Source organism: Streptomyces sp. ADI95-17 (assembly GCF_003846175.1).
Lineage (GTDB): Bacteria > Actinomycetota > Actinomycetes > Streptomycetales > Streptomycetaceae > Streptomyces > Streptomyces sanglieri.
Genome location: NZ_ML123053.1, coordinates 242,259 through 257,890, shown reverse-complemented (window position 1 = coordinate 257,890; position 15,632 = coordinate 242,259). Strand labels below are relative to the sequence as shown.

Below are 15,632 nucleotides of genomic sequence, written 5' to 3'. Positions count from 1 at the left end.
ACGAGCTCGTGCATGGATGGGGATGGGGCGTGTTGAGTTCGTGGTTGGCGTTTTGATCACGCGGGTGTGGTGGCCGGTGCGAGTGCCTTCGTGTGGTGGGTTGCTTGTTGGTCGGTCAGGAGTCCGGCGACGGCTCGGCTGGTGTCGGGCAGGCTGTCTCGTCGGGTGTGGTGCCGGGCGAGGGCTCTCCAGTTCTTGAGGTGGGCGATGCCGTGTTCGACGGGGATTCTGGCTGAGGAGTGGGTGAAGCGTGCGGCTTCGTGGTGCGCCATGAGCCATTGCAGATGCTCAAGGATTTTGTCGCGGCGTTTGCGTGGCGGGGTGACGACCTGGCCGTGGGTTTGCGCCGCGAGGCCTTGGTAGCCGGCGTCGGCAAGGATCTGCAGGTCGATGGTGTCGGCGAGCAGGTCGACCAGGCCGGCGTCTCCGGCTTGGGTGATGTCGGCGACGGATCCGGCCCGGACTTCGCCGCAGAACAGCGGTCGTCCGCGCTCATCGGTGATGACGAGGGCTTTCATGGCGTTGATGCCGCTCTTGCCGGAGATGAACCGGCTGCGTCCGCCGCGGTGTGCTCCCGGGCGGCGGACCCTGATCCCGGTGGCATCCATCAGCGCGGTCCGGCCGGTTGCGCCGAGACGCGTGATCACATCGGCGAGCGTGCGCAGTCGCAGACCGCCCTCGATGCGACAGCCGCGGTCGGCGAGCAGAGGTCGGATCTCGCCGACAGCACGGTCAGTGGTCGCCCGGACCACCTGAAACCATCAGGTCGGTCGAGCAGCGCGGCATCTCTGCGGGCCTGCCGGACCGGCCCCGACTCCGCCACCGGATCAGCAATCACAGCCGCTGAAAGGCCTGTGACCCCACGCTCCGAAATGATCAAACCCACGTGCCTGCGTCCCCACCACGCACGCCCAACGAGCCGGCAGGGCCATCGTCACCGCCGACCATGCACGAGCTCGTAAGCCTTGGTTGGTGCGGCCGTCCTGGCGGCCTGCTCGATCTTCGCGCAGTGGGCTGCACGGGCTTCCTCGTCGATCTGCGTCTCGTGTTCGGCGCGCACCCCGGTCCGGCCGTCGAGGCCCTCGCGCAGGATATCGGCGTGCCCGGTATGCCGGATGGACTCGCTGAGGACATGGACCATGACGGCGAACAGGTTCGTGTTGGGACAAGGCTCCGGCCACCACGGCACATGGCCGGGGGCGTCGAGGGGAAGCTCGTTGATCGTCGCGTCCGAGTGTTCCCACGTGCGCCGGTAGAACCCGATGATCTGATCGCGGGTCTCGTCCTCGCTCGCCCACAGATCGCTGCCGTCGGAGTCCTGCCAGCGGGGCAGCGGTTCCGGAGAAGGACGGTCGAAGACCTCGCCGAAGTACCTGGCCTCGACGGTGGCCACGTGTTTGACCAGGCCGAGGAGGTTGGTCCCGGTCGCTGTCAGAGGTCGGCGGGCGTCGTACTCGGACAAGCCGTCGAGTTTCCAGAGCAGCGCCTTGCGGTCCCGCCGCAGTCTCCCGTGCAGATTGTCCTTCGCGAATTCATCGATCATGCGGCATGAACCTTCCATGAGCTGCTCGTGGTCTCAAGATCTCGTACGTGGTCCGCAACGGCTGGCAGAGCCGAGGCTTAGGACTGCTTACGCAATGAGCTACTGGGAATGACTGTCTGTCAGAGAGACGTGGGGGTGGGGGTGGGGTGCGTGACGGCTCGCGGCCGACCCGACCTGCGACGGTTACTGCGCAGGACAGCTACACGCATGCTGTTCGGTGCCGTTCTCCGATCCCGTTGAGTGGTTCGGGACGGGGACCGGGGATGTGGGCGGGTGCCAGGTGAGAATCCAGCCGGCGGTCAGCGCCGCCGCGCCGCCTGCCAGGGCGATTGCGCCGCCTGTTCCGATGCCTGCGGCCACCCAGCCGAAGCAGGCCGGCCCGACGCCCTGAAGCGTCATGCTGCCGGAGCCGAGCACACCGAAGGCCTGGCCCTGGCCATCCTGCGGCAGGGCGTCCAGGAACGGCCGTTGCAGGCCGAGACCATAGGCGAATCCGAAGCCACAGAGCAGCAGCAGACAGGACGAGACGCCCACTCCGGGCTCGGCGGCGAAGCCGACCAGCGGCAATCCCATCAGCGCAATCAACGGGACCACCAGTCGCTCCCGGGTGGGTGGACGTAGCAGTCGACCCACCAGCAGGTCACCGACAAGCATGCCGACCGGCAGACATCCCATCAGCACCGCGTACCAGCCGGGCGCGAAGTGGCGGCCTCCGGCGTAGGCGACGATCAGGCCTTCCGCGCCCGCTACGAACGCGGGCGGTAGCCACTGGGCCAGCATCAGTCGTCGCACCGTGCGTCCGCGCAGCAGCAGGCCGGCACCGTGCAGGCTTGCCCGGACGGCCCCGCCATCGCCCCGAGCGCTGCCGGGTGTGCCGCCGAACTCTCCTGGCTGCAGCCGGGGTAGCCGGGTGCGGATAGCGAGCGCGCAGCCGAGGTAGAGGGCGGCGCTGACCGCGAGCGCCCGGTGCGGGCCGAGTGCCGCGACGGCCGCACCTCCCAGTGCCAGACCGAACAATTGCGCGCCGGAGGCAGCGATGTTGTTCAGTGAACGGCCCAGTACATAGGCGTCGCCCTCCAGCGACTGCGCGACCAGCCGACTCGACGCGCCGTGAAACACCGGTGTGGCGAGGGCGACCAGCGCCACGACACCAAGGCTTGCCACGATCGGCATCCGCACCAGGGCGAGCAGCAGGGCGGCGGCGCACGTCAAGGCGTAGCCGCCGGTGATGAGCGCGCGGGGCGGCAGTCGGTCGGCCAGTGAGCCCAGCAGCAGCGAGCCGAACAGCTGCGGGATGAAGCCGATACCGAAGGCCAGTGCGCTCAGCAGCGCGGAGCCGGTGGCCGAGAAGACCAGCACCGAGAACGTGGTGATCCGCAGCGCGTCCGCAGTGATCGCGACGGTACGGGTCGAGAAGAGCAGCCGGAATCGCGGCTCGGCCAGCACTTCCCGATAGGTGGCACGGTGGTTGCCCTGCGCGGGTTCGGCGGTTGGGGTCATGACGCGCAGCCTCGCCGTGTACCCACGCCACTCACCAATGATTCGTCGCTGGACGAATCGGAACAGGCGTCCCGCGGTAGCATGGCCGGGTGCTGCGCTTCGAAGTCTCCGTCGAGGACCTGCTGCGCAGCCGCTTCGCACTGTCACCCGCGATGGACCTCTGCCTGCTGCTGCGCTCGCTCGCCGGCCAAGACCGGCCGCTGCCGCGAGCCTGGGCCACCCGGCTCCTGCCGGCCTTTGAACGGCTGCGCCGCGAGAGCGAACTGAACGCCGCCCTCGCCCTGCACACCCCGCGCGGGGGCGGACCGAACTTCGTCGCCCCGCCCCCGCGCGGCCTCAACCAGACCTGGGCAGACGACCTCGCCAGGATCCGGGCCACACCGCTGGAAGCGGCCCGCCACGAAATCGCCACCAACGCGACCGGCCCGTCCGCCCGTGATCCCCGCGTACGCGCAGTGCTGGACTCGACGGACGCCGTCTCCAGGATCGCCGAGGCGATGGACCAGGCGTGGCACGAGCTGCTCGCCGCGGACTGGCCGCAACTGCGCGCGATCTGTGAGCGCGATGTCGTGCACCGGGTGGGGGTGATCGGCGAGCACGGATGGGTCACGACCATCGAGAGCCTGCACCCGAGCATCGCCTGGCAAGCCGGCGGTATCGAGATCGGCCACTTCCCCCAAGTCGGAACAGTCCGCCTGGCCGGCGACGGGCTCCTGCTGATCCCTTCGGTCTTCGTCGCGAATATCGGCGCCCACCTGGAAGACCCCTGGCCCAGGACCTTGGTCTATCGTGCCCGCGGCACCGGCGCCTTGTGGGGCGAACAGAAGACCGTCCCCCGACCGGACGCGCTGACCGCTCTGGTCGGCCGGGCCCGAGCCCGGCTGCTGGTGGCGCTGGACGCCCCGGCCAGTACCAGCCACCTTGCCCGAAGCCTCGCCATGGCACCCGGCGCGGTAGGAGACCACCTCGCCATCCTGCGAGGCGCGGGGCTGCTCGTCCGCGCCCGGGCCGGACGGTCGGTGCTCTACCGGCGCACCCCGCTCGGCGAGGCACTGGTCGCCGGTTCGGGCTGAGGGCTCGGATCAGCACTGCTTCTTGAGGCGCCGCCAGCAGATGATTGCGCAGCCGAGGGTGAGGGAGGCCTGGTGGATGTCGGCGCGGATTTCCCGAACGTGACCGGTTGAGGCGGAAGCCGTAGAGCGCAGCCGCCCGGGCCGGACGGTGGTGTGTGTCCGGGAAGAACCGCTCCGGCTCACCCGCCACAGTGCCGACCACTGATCCGGCTGTGCCTCAGTCCAGCGCCGACCGGATATCAGGCGGATGACGCGCGGACCGTCGGGCGAGGGGCCGTACGCACCCGAGGCCGTCCCCGCGCGGGCGCCCGCGAGACCGGAGACGGTGGCCGGGAGGGAGGGCCCGGCTACGTACCCGGTCGCGACCCAGGGCACGGCGGTCTCGGTATCGGCGTCCGGCACGGGGCGGTCCAGGCGGACCCGACCTGGCGGGCGGCCCGCACCTCCTGGCGGAAGCGGTTGTGGAACTCCCGCTGTTCGGCGAGCTCGGCGCGTACCGGCTTGATCGCGACAGTGCGGCCGCGGCCGGAGCGGGCCAGATAGACCTGGCCCATGCCGCCGGCGCCGAGCCGGCCCAGCAGACGGTGGGCGCCCATGCGTTGCGGATCGGCGGGCCCGAGCTTGTCCATGGTGCGTCCTCCCCCATGGCGATACGCCGGAACGCGTCGAGAAGAGCGGCGCGTGCCGCGCCCCGGCGGGCCCGGCTTTCGGACCCGGCCGCGGAGGGCCCGGCGATTCCCTCTCCGGTTCCGCCCACAGACTCTCAGACGCCGGAGGGGCCGGAAGTGCCCCCGGAGGTGCCCATCGAAGTGCCCAGCGCCTCCATCGCCGCCGACAGCCGCTCCAGCACCCGTACGGTCTCCGCGAACTCCTCCTCCCCCAGCTCCTCCGCCAGCCGCGCCGCGAACTCCGCGTGGCCGGGACCGATCCGGGAGACCGCTGCCCGGCCCTTCTCCGTAGGGCGCAGCAGCTTCGCGCGCCGGTGGGCCGGATTCGGTACGTACTCCGCGAGCCCCTTCCCCACCAGCAGATCCGCGATCCGTTGCACGCTCTGCCGCGTGATCCCCATGGCCCGGGCGATCCCGGACACGGGCAACGGCTCGGCCAGCACCGCCCCGAGGACCTGCCACCACGCCGCGGTCAATCCGGCCGGCTGGGTCAACTCCTCCGAAACCGCGAGGAATTGGCCGTTCAACCGGAAGACCCCGAGCGCGGTGCGACTGAGCGCGTCCTGCTGCTTCCGGCTCATCCCTGCAGCACCTCGTACGCGCTCGCGTCCGAGTCGTGGAAGAGCCGGTACCAGGCATCGAGCTTCGCGCCCTCGTACACCCCGAGCCGCGCGAAGACCTCACGGGCGAACGCGACCGGTTCGGTCGGCCCGGCCGTGATGAGATCGCCGTCGGTCACCGCGTCCGCGTCGACGTACCGCTCACCGCCCCCGTACCCCGTGGCCGCGAGATAGAAGGAGACCGCGCTCGTGTGCACGCGGTCGTCGAGCAGACCCTCGCGGGCCAGCCCCGCCGTCGCGCCGCAGATGGCGGCGACCGGCACCCCCGCGTCCAGGAAGCCGCGGGCCGCCCGGGCGAAGGCGGCGAGCTCGTCGCCGGAGTCCCAGAGACCGGCGCCGGTGAGGATCAGGAGAGCGCTGTCCTCGGGGCGCAGCTCCGTGAGCGCGAGATCCGGCTGGATGCGCACCCCACCCATGGTCGTGACGGGGGCGGTGGTGAGCCCGACCGTCCGCACCGTGAATCCAGCCCCGGAGAGATGCGCGGTGGTGTGCCCGGTCTCCCAGTCGGCGTAGGTGTCATAGACGGCCAGATGTACCACGGTCCTGCGGGGCATGACGTCTCCCGAGTGCGGAGGAACTGCCGGAAAGTTACTGACAGCATGCTGTCATCATGGCAGCACGCTGTCAATAATGTTGATTGTGTCGGCCCGACACCCTGCCCACCAGAGCACCCACGCCATACAAGGTGCCCATGCCGAGCCGCTCCCGGCGCGCGGCGGCGCCCCGGCCTTGACGAGGTCCCACACGGTGCGGGCGGCCTGGTCCCACATGGGGTGGGACGGGTCGAGGTTGCGGGGAGGGAAGTGGTCCCGAGACAGTCGGCCCCGGCCGCGAGTGTTGCGGCGCGGAACCGGGCGGCGTAGGCGCGACGGCCGCCGGCATCGACGTATTCGAGGGCCTTCTCGACGGCCACGCTGCGGGCCCACTGTCCGTAGACGCGCACGGCCTTGGTGGCCAGGGCCTCGGCGGCGGCGAGGTAGCGCGGCATCAGCGTCTCCTACGAGACGTTCCGCTGCTGGTGTCTGAAGTTCGACAGGCCTATGTCGACGAACTATGCCGCCGTCGGCCACGGCCCGGGGACGAGTGGCACCTGGACGAGGTCTTCACCAAGGTCAACGGCGAGCTGAAGTATCTGTGGCGGGCCGTCGACCAGAATGGCAACGTCCTCGACATCCTCGTCCAGAATCGGCGGGACAATGCCGCGGCAAGACGCTTCTTCCGCCGCCTGACAAAGAAGACCCGTACGGTGCCGAGGGTGGTCGTCACCGACAAGCTCGGCTCCTGCAGCGTGGCGCACCGCGAGGTCATGCCCTCGGTGGAACACCCGCTCCAACAAGGTCCTGAACAACCGGCCGGAGCCCTCCCACCAGCCCACGCGGCAGCGTGAACGCGCGATGAAGGGATTCCGTTCCGTAGGCGGGGCCCAGCCGTTTCCTTTCCGCGTTCAGCGGCGTCTCGCCACACTTCCGCCCTCACTGCCACCTGATGACAGCCTCCGACCGCCGGGCCGAGATGGCCGTCCGCTTCGCGATCCGGGACCAGATCGCCCAGGCTGCCAATCGGCCCACCAGGGCCTGACCACAGGCGGTGAAGGTTGCGGTGACCTCCTTGATCTCGCTTTCCGACACCCGGTGAACGGCTGTTCAACCGGTCACAGACCGGCGATGTCCTGGGCCCTTCTCAGCACGGAGTCGAGCGTGTCCACTGCCGCGCCGTGCCGCCTCGCGCGCGCCGCCCGGTCCGCCGGTACCAGCCGCGCGGCAGCCTGCACGGCACAGGCGTCCGGGTCGCCGAAAGCAGTCCGCGGGTGCTCTCCCGTATCCGCGCAGTGCGTGGTGACTTCCTTGACCGCCTGGAGCACCACTGCCCGGTCCACGCCCGGCTGCATGGCCAGCCGTACCTGGAAACGAGCCATCCACTTCTCGCGGTCCTTCTCCTTCGCCGCTTCCGTTGTCCGGTCCTTCTTCGCCACGTGCCCTCCCGGGTAAATCGGCAGCTGTCCGTCAAAGGGGTGGACGCCTGGGCATGGGAATGGGTTGCACAACCAAGAAACTGATGAGACCCAGGTGACTACGTGAGCCGCACCGGCCCTGCCGGCCCAGTCCACTGTCACAGAACATCGCAGGTCACGGGTTCTGGCACAGCTTCCAGCCCCGCCCTGTCCGGAAGTCCTGGCGACAGACCTCCTGCCTTGGTGACAGCTATCGCGCTTCGGCTCACTCCCGCCCACTCCAAGAGCATTTACGGGACAGGTATTGCTTCAGAACCGGGGAGCAGAAACAGGCACCCCGATGGTCGGCCTACGTCGGCCCGTGGTCGGGCCCGACCACGGGATGGTCGGTCCGGACGGCAACGGCGCGCTGCAGTGCGGATCACATGGTGCGGGGTCGCCGCAGAGGAAGAGGCCGGGGTGGAGTTCCCTGCTCTTCCTCCGCGGCGAGTCAGGGTGCGGACGGGTTCGTCCGGTACTCACCCGCAGAGGGTTCTGCACGCGGCCGGACCCGTCACCGCCGTCCGATGTGGCAGCCACCCGAACCGATCCGGCCCGCCAGCGCCGTGCTCCTGGCCGTCGTCGGCTGTTCGGCCCCGGCCGGCAGTCGGATCCGTTTCCGACCACAGCGCCCAGAAACTGGGCCAGCACCGCCCTTATGCCTGTGGTGCTGTCCATGCGCCGGGCGACGAGCTGGTCGACCTGCGGGGCGGCCAACGGCAAGCGCGCCTTGGGGATTTGCAGGACCAGGACCTCGACGCTGCCGTCGTCGAGTCCCGAGCCGGAGTCGTAGGGACGGGAGGTGTCCCACAGCACCATGTCACCGGCGTGCAGCTCCGCCTCACTGCCGCCCTGCGCGTACCAGGCCGACCCCCTGGTCACCAGCCCCAGTTGGTACTGCTCCGGATCCCCGCGACGGATCAGGGCGGGGGTCCGTCGTGAGCGCAGCGGGGAGTAGGAGAACCGCGACAGCTGCACAGGGCCGAGGCCCAGGAAGGCGCCCTCCGCGTGGAATGCGGCAGCGTCCCGCGCACTGAGCGCCGACGGCATCAACGCACTGGAGATCGTCTCCACGAACCAGTCGAATCTGTCCGGCGCCGGTACTTCCACCGCGCTCGCCCCATGCCACATTCGTCGGTCCCCCGATATCCGATCCCCTGCCCGGACGTCACAGTGTCCGGGCGAAGTGCAGTCTGCCGGACGTTCGCGCAGCTCGCTCGCGGGTGGTCGCCCGCGAGCGGGCAACCGGAAGAGCCGCTCCCCCGCCCGGTGGACCTGGTTCATACCGCCCGTCCTCGTGAATGGAGCACACCTCACCGCCGAACGGGCCACCCTCGCCCGCGCCGTCGCCGTCGCCGAGGCAGTCGGCCGCCGCAGCGGCCGGCCCGTCGCTCACCCCGCCAACAAGATCGAGTACTCCGCGGCGAGTCGGGGGTGCGGACGGGATCGACGGGTACTCCGGCCGTCTACAGGGCGGGGTTCCCGGTGCCGCCGTGTGGGGTCAGGTGTTGCGGGTGTCGAGCATCCGGGACAGGGCTTCGGCCTCGGCGGGGTTCGCGGTGAGATGGTAGGTGGCCTTCACGCTGGTCCAGGCGGGCGCGCAGGGTGGCGGCGAATTCCTCGGCGCGTCCCAGCTGTTTGCGCAGATCGGCGACGCGTTCGGCGGCGGCCTGCTCGAAGGTGCTGACGCGGCCGAAGACGCCCCCACCGCAGACCTGATTCTCGCAGGAGAGAGCGTGCGCGTGACCGTGGTGCCCGGTGCCGCTGCCTGCCCGCCGTGAGACCTCTCCCCTGAAACGAGCCAACGCGTCGGCCTGCCCCGGCCGTTGACCTCGCCGAAGACTTCCGGCCCGCCGCCGCGGGCCGCCCGCGGGGCGCCGCTCCCGGCCCGCCCGCGCCGTTCCCGCACGCCCCGGCCCGCCAAGGGGGGTGCCCGAGATACGACAGGTACCTGCTCCCTTGCCTTCTCCTGCTCTGTCCCACGCTTCGCGGCTGCGCGGCCTGCGCCCCGACTGGCTGACCGACCGAAGGTCTGGCGCACCGAGGTGCTCGCCGGCCTGGTGGTCGCGCTCGCGCTGATTCCCGAGCGATCTCGTTCTCGGTCATCGCCGGCGTCGTCTACTCCGTCACCGGCGAGCTGTTCTTCGCCTCCTCCAACGACCTCGTCGGCCGGTTCGACTACACAGGCGACCCCGACAAGGTCGTCATCGACCTGTCCGCCGCCCACGTCTGGGACGCCTCCTCCGCCGCCGCGCTGGACGCCGTCGGGACGAAGTACGCCCAGCGTGGCAAGGACGTGGAGATCATCGGCCTGAACGACCCGAGTGCCGACCTCCACGGCAGACTCACCGGCGAACTCGCCGGCGGTCACTGATCCCGGCTCGCGAACGCGCGCAGGAGGACCCCACTCCTGCGCGTTCCAGCGGGGTTCTGCGGCCTTTTCGCAGTGAGTGGGGAGCGGGAGGGCGCTCGGCGGTCTCCTGGTGGAGCACGGCATCGGGCCGGATTCTCCCTGTTCGGACCCTATGAGGTGTGAGGTACCCCGCCCAAGTGGTGTCCAGGAGACTCGCATTGTCTCTCCAGCGGGGAGGGGCAGAACACGACAGGGGGGATCACACCATGCATGAGATCACTCGCCGGATCGCCGTGCTGACGGGCGGACTGGCCCTGGTCACCGGCGCGATGAGCAGTGCTTCGGTGAGCGCCGCGGCATCGGTTCCCGAGCGCTCGGGTGCGGCGTCGGGTGCGGCCGTGACCTGCTACGGGAGTGCGACGAGCGAGACGTTCAACATGGGGACGGACGAGGCCGAGCACAGCTTCGGGCCGTACTACACCGCCCGCCCCAAGATCTGTGGGGACATCAACCTCAAGATCACGCAGTGGGGCAGTGCCAACCCGCTGCGTGTCCGTGTCTGTTTCCACCCGACCGGCGGCGGCAAGGAGTGCACCAAGTACAAGAGCTTCGCCAAGAGTGATGTGGGCAAGTGGCGGGTCCTCGCGACGGATGTCATTCCCGGCACCAAGTACCGGGTCTCCATGGATTACGCCAGCCACGTGTTCAAGGGCAAGCTCGCGGACTGACCGGCGCTGTTCGGGCTGCCGCTGAAGGCGATGCGGGTGTCTCTTCGGGGTTCTGGATGAGCCGGGCGAGGCTTGTCCGGTGTGCTGACGGGTGCAAGGGCCCGGAGCGGGGTGGTTTCCCGGCTCCGGGCCTTGTGGTGTTCGGCCGGCGGCGTGGTTCGGTGCGGGGCCTGGCGCTGTCCAGCCGGTTTCCTCCACCGCACGCTGCGAGAAGGGCAGTTGCTCGCCGGTGTCCGCTGTCAGCGGCCGACGCTCCACACCAGAATGCAGGAAAAGCCATCAATCCGCCGACCGGGCGACACCGGCCGCCGGCCGTAACCCACTGCCGGAGGGGGCGGTGGGCGGACTGTCGGAGGGTGCCCTTGTCCGCGCTGCGGGCGATCGGTGAGAGCCCGGCGGGCGAAGATCGTCCGGATCGGAACTGTGCGGGCCTACCAGGGGCGCGTGTACAGATCAACTCCAGTAAGCTGACCCCGTTTTAGGTAGTGGCAAGGCCGCGAGTCGACTGCGTGCGACGGCGGAAGCACCCGATGTAGCCGACGTTCGCAGTCCTCAACGGAGCTCTGATGAACCTGTTCGTCCGCGTTCAGCAGGCTTCGCCCTGCGACCGTTTCGGGGGCGGGAGTTGCGGAAGGGCCGGCCGGACAGCCGTCGTTGCCCGTGGGGATCGCGGCGATGGAGCTCCGAGTGGGCCGGACGGCTCAGCCGATCTCGCCCCGGCCCGGCAGTCGTTCGTCCGCGATGGCGCTCGTTCGCCGCACGGGCGGTCCACGCGCTGTTCACTTGCCACCTTGTTTTTCTTGTCCGCCAGTTCTCCGGAGTCCGCGCTCACTCCCCTGCGGGGCAGTGAACCGCTGCGCTGTTCTTCGAAGGCTCGATCGACCCCTAGGACCACCCTCCGTGACCTTGTCCTCAAAAATCGCCGTTGCCCTTGGCGTCTTGTCTCTTCTCCTGGCAGTCTGGGCGCTGCTCCTGGCACGCTCGCGCCGTATACACGTGCGACAGGGCAGAGTGTGGAACGCGGAGGCGCAGGCCGCCGATTCCCGTGCGCAGGCTGCTGAGGGCCGTGCCCGGACCGAGGTGCAGAACAGGCAGGACGCAGAGTCCCGTGCGAAGGAACTCGGTATCCGCGAGGCGGAGCTTCTCGGCGAGGTGCGTCATCTCGTCTCCGATCGGCTTCCCGCTCTCGCGCTGCACCTGATCAGCTCTCATCATCCCGTCCCCGGGCTGTTGCACAACCATCTCGCCGGGTCGGAGGCCGCGCGGCTTCTCGATGCCGTGCCCGAAGCGGTTTCCCGCATCGTCCTCAAGGAGAGGCGCCGCATCGACGCCGCTGCCCGCGCTGCCCTGCGCGGCGCGACTCAGGAGTCCCAGGCTCTTTCCTACCGGTTGCAGACGAATATTGTGGGTCTGCAGCACGAGTTCAGTGCGCCGCCCCGTCTGACGCAGAGCCTGCTCGAGTCCGACCACATCAATGAGCAGAACCTGCGCCTCACGCAGAGGTCCGCCATCGTGTGCGGAGGCTGGCCCGGGCACGTCCGCAAGGACACCTACGTGAGTGAGGTCGTCAGTGGCGCCTCCTCCCGGCTGCGTGGTTTCGACCGTATCAACATCGTTTCCCGGCTGGGCCTTTCCAACATCGGTGTGGTCGGACGTGCGGCCGAGCCCGTAGCTGTGGTGTGCGCCGAGTTGATGGCCAACGCGCTGGAGCACTCCCGTGACGACCTCATGGTGGACGTCGGCCTGGTCCAGACGGGCAACGGCAGTGTGTGCATCACGATCGACGACGCCGGCAAGGGCATGACCGCCGAGGCGCTCGCGCGCGGGCGGAGTCTGATCTCGGGTGAGCAGCAGGAGGTGCTGCTCCTTGAGCTCGGTGATCCGCCGTCCATGGGTTTCGCCGCGATCGGCCGTCTCGTCGCCGACTACGGCCTTCATGTGTCCATCGACACTTCCTCTCCCTATGGCGGGGTGCGCGCTGTGGTGTCCGTTCCCGAGAACCTGCTGACCTCGATCGACGAGAACGTCACGCCTCCGTCGGTCATGGCTCCTCAGCCCGCTGTGGCGCCGCAGGCCCACAAGCGTCCTGCTGCCGCCGATGCGCCGGCGCACTCGCCGGCGCCGTCCGCCGCGGCGGAACTGCCGCAGCGTCGCCGCCGTTTCTCGGCGACGGCCGCCCAGGACGAAGCCGCCGCCGCAGCGCCCCGCCCGTTGGATCCGGAGAGCACCGGTGCCATCTGGAGCGATTTCCAAAGTGGCCTCACCGACGGCCGGTCCGTCACCGATTCGGAGCACACACTGTGATCATGTCTGAAGCCTATGAAGAGACCGGCCCGTCCGCCTGGGTCCTGAAGCCCATCACGGAGATCCGTGGTGTCCGGCACGCTCTGACCATGACTCTCGACGGGATGGTCCAGGCCACTTCCGAGAATCTCACCAAGGACGAGGCGGACGGTATCGGTGCGATGACCGCCGCGCTGCACTCCGCCTCCCGCGCCGCCACCAACGCGGTTCTGGGGGCTCCTCCCAGTACTCCGCTGACGACCGTCACCTCGCACAACGACCGGGGTACGTACATGGTCATGCCGGTCGGCGAGGGAACCAACACCCTGATCGCGGCGGCGGGTGATCAGGACATGCCCATGGGGGTGGTCGCGGCGACGATGGCCCGCCAGGCGATGAAGCTCGGTGAGCAGATAATGTCCGTTCCGGCCCGCACCAATGACGGGGTGTCATGAGTCGCGGCCAGGAACAGCGGCGGCTGCTGCCGGCGTACCTCGCGACGGGAACCAGCCCCGGTACCGGTCTCTCGGGCACTCTCGATTCGCTGGCCGCCCTGCGTGCCAGCGGTCTGCCCCTGGCCAGGTATCACACGGCGGTGCACCAGCGTGTGATCGAGCTGCTGACCGACGGTTCTCTCAGTGTCGTCGAACTGGCCGGCTATCTCGGTCTCCCGGTCAGTGTGACTCTGGTGCTCGCCGAACAACTTGTCAGTGATGGTCAGTTAAAAGCCACCGTTCCGCTCCCGGATGCCCTCCGTGCGTCGAACGATGGCCGACCGTCGAAAGAAGTCCTGGAAGAGGTTCTGAGTGGACTCCACGCTCTCCTTGCCGCCTAGCCCGTCTCCCGTCTACCTGCCCGAGGGCGAGCACCGGAGGATCAAGATCCTCGTTGCCGGTCCGCTCGGCATCGGCAAGACGACCGTGGTCAAGTCGCTGTCGCAGATTCCGACACTGCACACCGACGAGGTCATGACGAACGCGGCGGTAGCCACCGATGACCTCAGTCACGATGTGCTGCGCGACAAAACCACCACGACGGTCGCCATCGACTTCGGCCGGCTGACGCTGCCGGGCGACAAGATCGTTCTTTATCTGTACGGGACTCCGGGTCAGCGCCGGTTCCTTCCGTTGTGGGAAGGCATCGCGTTCGGGGCGCTCGGCGCCCTCATCCTGGTCGACACCCGGCGGCTCAAGGACTCCTGGGAGGTGATGGAACTCATTGAGGAGCGCGGTTTGCCGTACGCCGTCGCTGTCAATGTCTTCCCCGACTCACCCAAGTACGACTTGGCGCTCATCCGTTCGAAGCTCGACCTAGCCCCGGAGACTCCGCTGGTCACCTGTGATGCACGGGAGAAGAACAGCGGCCTGAACGCGCTTGCCCAACTGACCGCCCATTCCATATCCGTTGCCGGAGTCAAAGCCTCGTGACGCTCATACCAGCCGAAGCGCCCGTTTCCCTGCACGGGGCCGAACACGCCGCGAACCCGCAGCGCAGTTATGAACTGCTGCGCCGGCAGGGGCCGGTCGGCGTGGCCGAGGTGGCCCCCGGTGTCGTGGTCAGCATCGTCACCGACTACCGGGCCGCCCTCGATCTCCTCCAGGACGCCGATACGTGGACCAAGGACACCCGGGGCTGGCTGCCGCAGGTGCCGGAGGACAGCCCGATCCGGCCTCTGGTGGAGTGGCGGCCGAGTCTGTTCTTCGCCGACGGCGAGGCGCACGCGCATCTGCGGCGTGTGATCACGGACAGCTTCGGTCTCCTGGATCCGCATGATGTGCGCACCCTGACGTTCCGCTTCGCCGACACGCTGCTCCAGGAATTCGCCGACACCGGGACGGTCGACCTCGTCGGCCAGTATGCGCAGCAGCTGCCCCTGATGGTCTTCAACGCTCTGTTCGGTATGCCGGACGAGGAGGGCCGGCGGCTCGTGTGGGCGCTGGGGGCGATGATGGACAGTGATCCGAAGATGCAGGAGGTGGGCGGGCAGTCGTTCGGTGCCTACCTCGAAACGCTCTACAGGACCAAGGCGGCGCAGCGCGGCCACGATCTGACCTCCTGGTTCATCGATCATCCCAATGGGCTGAGCCAGGAGGAGGCTGTCAACCAGATCCTCATCACGCTCGGGGCCGGGAACGAGCCGCTGGGCAACCTCATCGCCAACGCGCTCGTGCGCATGCTCAGCGACGACCGCTATTTCGGTACGTTGACCACCGGGAGTCTGCCCATCCAGCACGCCATCGACGACGCGCTGTGGCACGACGCTCCGCTGGCCAACTTCAGCGTCCACTTCCCGAAGAAGGACGTGACCTTCCACGGTGTCCGCATCCCCGCGGGCTCGCCCGTCATGGTGTCGTACGCCGCTGCCAACACCTGCCCCCATTCGGGCGTTCCGACGGACGGCTACCGCTCCGGGAACAAGGCGCACCTGGCCTTCGCCGCGGGGCCGCATGCCTGTCCCGCCCGTGACGTCGCCACGCTGATCGCCACCGCCGCCATCGAGAGGCTGCTGACCTACCTGCCGGACATCGAACTGGCCGTTCCCGCCGGCAGGCTGACCTACCGTCCCGGGGCTGTCCACCGGACGCTCACCGCGCTCCCGGCCCGGTTCACCCCGCTGGCTCCCGACGCCGACGGGGCGACCCCCTGGAGCCGCAGCCCCTCCCGCCCCGAGCGGGACCCGTTCTCCCCGGCAGCAGGCGGTACCCCGGCGTAGAAGCCGTATCACCTGCCGTCGTTCGTCGCGTCGCGGTGGTGTTGTCCGGGAACCGGGCGGCACCACCGCGACAGCCCCCCAGGGAGGAGGTGCGGGTCCGTCGGCCCCGTCCTCTGCAAGAACGGAACCGCGACGACGGTTCCCGAACGAAAGAGGGTCAA

14 protein-coding genes and 4 pseudogenes are annotated in these 15,632 nt (G+C 69.0%); 9 read left to right on the top strand and 9 right to left on the bottom strand.

The features are described 5' to 3' along the window. Positions 1–56: 56 nt before the first annotated feature. The 3 genes from EES42_RS40365 to EES42_RS40355 form a co-directional block, all read right to left on the bottom strand. On the bottom strand, positions 57–647 hold the full coding sequence (locus tag EES42_RS40365; RefSeq protein WP_241196897.1) for a transposase family protein: 591 nt from the start codon (positions 645–647) through the stop codon (positions 57–59). A gap of 287 nt (positions 648–934) precedes the next feature. After that, complete coding sequence (locus tag EES42_RS40360; protein WP_124723176.1) at positions 935–1,543, bottom strand: DinB family protein; 609 nt, start codon at positions 1,541–1,543, stop codon at positions 935–937. A 183-nt stretch (positions 1,544–1,726) separates the two neighbouring features. Next, entirely contained in the window at positions 1,727–3,043 is a 1,317-nt protein-coding gene (locus EES42_RS40355) for an MFS transporter (protein WP_124723175.1), read from the bottom strand. 89 nt (positions 3,044–3,132) lie between these two features. On the opposite strand from EES42_RS40355, the gene EES42_RS40350 reads away from it, so the two are divergent. Further along, positions 3,133–4,116 (top strand): ArsR/SmtB family transcription factor, encoded by a 984-nt coding sequence (locus EES42_RS40350; RefSeq protein ID WP_124723174.1) that lies wholly within the window; start codon positions 3,133–3,135, stop codon positions 4,114–4,116. Positions 4,117–4,325: 209 nt separating this feature from the next. Here EES42_RS40350 and EES42_RS40345 read toward each other — a convergent pair. The 3 genes and pseudogenes from EES42_RS40345 to EES42_RS40335 all read right to left on the bottom strand — a co-directional run. Beyond that, a pseudogene (locus tag EES42_RS40345) lies at positions 4,326–4,745 on the bottom strand (serine/threonine protein kinase); the annotation flags it as partial. A 134-nt stretch (positions 4,746–4,879) separates the two neighbouring features. Beyond that, positions 4,880–5,365 carry a MarR family winged helix-turn-helix transcriptional regulator gene (locus EES42_RS40340; protein WP_124723173.1) on the bottom strand — a complete coding sequence of 162 codons (486 nt, stop codon included), beginning with the start codon at positions 5,363–5,365 and terminating at the stop codon, positions 4,880–4,882. Further along, positions 5,362–5,958, bottom strand: coding sequence for a DJ-1/PfpI family protein (locus EES42_RS40335; RefSeq protein ID WP_124723172.1), 597 nt, complete (start codon positions 5,956–5,958; stop codon positions 5,362–5,364). The genes EES42_RS40340 and EES42_RS40335 overlap by 4 nt, the downstream gene beginning before the upstream one ends. Positions 5,959–6,384: 426 nt before the next feature. Here EES42_RS40335 and EES42_RS40330 point away from each other — a divergent pair. Beyond that, a pseudogene (locus EES42_RS40330) lies at positions 6,385–6,853 on the top strand (IS6 family transposase); the annotation flags it as partial. 202 nt (positions 6,854–7,055) lie between these two features. On the opposite strand, the gene EES42_RS40325 reads toward EES42_RS40330, so the two are convergent. The 3 genes and pseudogenes from EES42_RS40325 to EES42_RS46955 form a co-directional block, all read right to left on the bottom strand. Continuing rightward, positions 7,056–7,376: a hypothetical protein gene (locus tag EES42_RS40325; protein ID WP_124723171.1), complete on the bottom strand. Its 321-nt coding sequence runs from the start codon at positions 7,374–7,376 to the stop codon at positions 7,056–7,058. A 288-nt stretch (positions 7,377–7,664) separates the two neighbouring features. Further along, the gene (locus EES42_RS40320; protein WP_241196896.1) at positions 7,665–8,504 is read right to left on the bottom strand and encodes a cupin domain-containing protein; all 840 of its coding nucleotides are present in this window, start codon (positions 8,502–8,504) and stop codon (positions 7,665–7,667) included. Positions 8,505–8,860: 356 nt separating this feature from the next. Further along, a pseudogene (locus EES42_RS46955) lies at positions 8,861–9,085 on the bottom strand (hypothetical protein); the annotation flags it as partial. Positions 9,086–9,507: 422 nt separating this feature from the next. Between EES42_RS46955 and EES42_RS40305 the strand changes: the two are divergent. The 7 genes and pseudogenes from EES42_RS40305 to EES42_RS40275 form a co-directional block, all read left to right on the top strand. After that, positions 9,508–9,768 (top strand): annotated as a pseudogene (locus EES42_RS40305) (STAS domain-containing protein); the annotation flags it as partial. A 245-nt stretch (positions 9,769–10,013) separates the two neighbouring features. Continuing rightward, complete coding sequence (locus tag EES42_RS40300; protein ID WP_124723169.1) at positions 10,014–10,475, top strand: hypothetical protein; 462 nt, start codon at positions 10,014–10,016, stop codon at positions 10,473–10,475. A gap of 900 nt (positions 10,476–11,375) precedes the next feature. Then, the gene (locus EES42_RS40295) at positions 11,376–12,779 is read left to right on the top strand and encodes an ATP-binding protein (RefSeq protein WP_124723168.1); all 1,404 of its coding nucleotides are present in this window, start codon (positions 11,376–11,378) and stop codon (positions 12,777–12,779) included. Positions 12,780–12,781: 2 nt separating this feature from the next. Further along, positions 12,782–13,213: a roadblock/LC7 domain-containing protein gene (locus EES42_RS40290; protein WP_124723167.1), complete on the top strand. Its 432-nt coding sequence runs from the start codon at positions 12,782–12,784 to the stop codon at positions 13,211–13,213. Further along, positions 13,210–13,593 (top strand): DUF742 domain-containing protein, encoded by a 384-nt coding sequence (locus tag EES42_RS40285; RefSeq protein WP_124723166.1) that lies wholly within the window; start codon positions 13,210–13,212, stop codon positions 13,591–13,593. The genes EES42_RS40290 and EES42_RS40285 overlap by 4 nt, the downstream gene beginning before the upstream one ends. Positions 13,594–13,633: 40 nt before the next feature. Then, entirely contained in the window at positions 13,634–14,185 is a 552-nt protein-coding gene (locus tag EES42_RS40280; RefSeq protein WP_124723200.1) for a GTP-binding protein, read from the top strand. After that, entirely contained in the window at positions 14,182–15,471 is a 1,290-nt protein-coding gene (locus EES42_RS40275; protein ID WP_124723165.1) for a cytochrome P450 family protein, read from the top strand. Before EES42_RS40280 ends, EES42_RS40275 begins: the two co-directional genes overlap by 4 nt. Positions 15,472–15,632: the final 161 nt, after the last annotated feature.

Bases quoted from the DNA above. Each gene is read 5' to 3' on its own strand.
- EES42_RS40285 (WP_124723166.1), top strand. From the start codon at position 13,210: ATGAGTCGCGGCCAGGAACAGCGGCGGCTGCTGCCGGCGTACCTCGCG.
- EES42_RS40360 (WP_124723176.1), bottom strand. From the start codon at position 1,543: ATGATCGATGAATTCGCGAAGGACAATCTGCACGGGAGACTGCGGCGG.
- EES42_RS40340 (WP_124723173.1), bottom strand. From the start codon at position 5,365: ATGAGCCGGAAGCAGCAGGACGCGCTCAGTCGCACCGCGCTCGGGGTC.
- EES42_RS40355 (WP_124723175.1), bottom strand. From the start codon at position 3,043: ATGACCCCAACCGCCGAACCCGCGCAGGGCAACCACCGTGCCACCTAT.
- EES42_RS40300 (WP_124723169.1), top strand. From the start codon at position 10,014: ATGCATGAGATCACTCGCCGGATCGCCGTGCTGACGGGCGGACTGGCC.
- EES42_RS40290 (WP_124723167.1), top strand. From the start codon at position 12,782: ATGTCTGAAGCCTATGAAGAGACCGGCCCGTCCGCCTGGGTCCTGAAG.
- EES42_RS40335 (WP_124723172.1), bottom strand. From the start codon at position 5,958: ATGCCCCGCAGGACCGTGGTACATCTGGCCGTCTATGACACCTACGCC.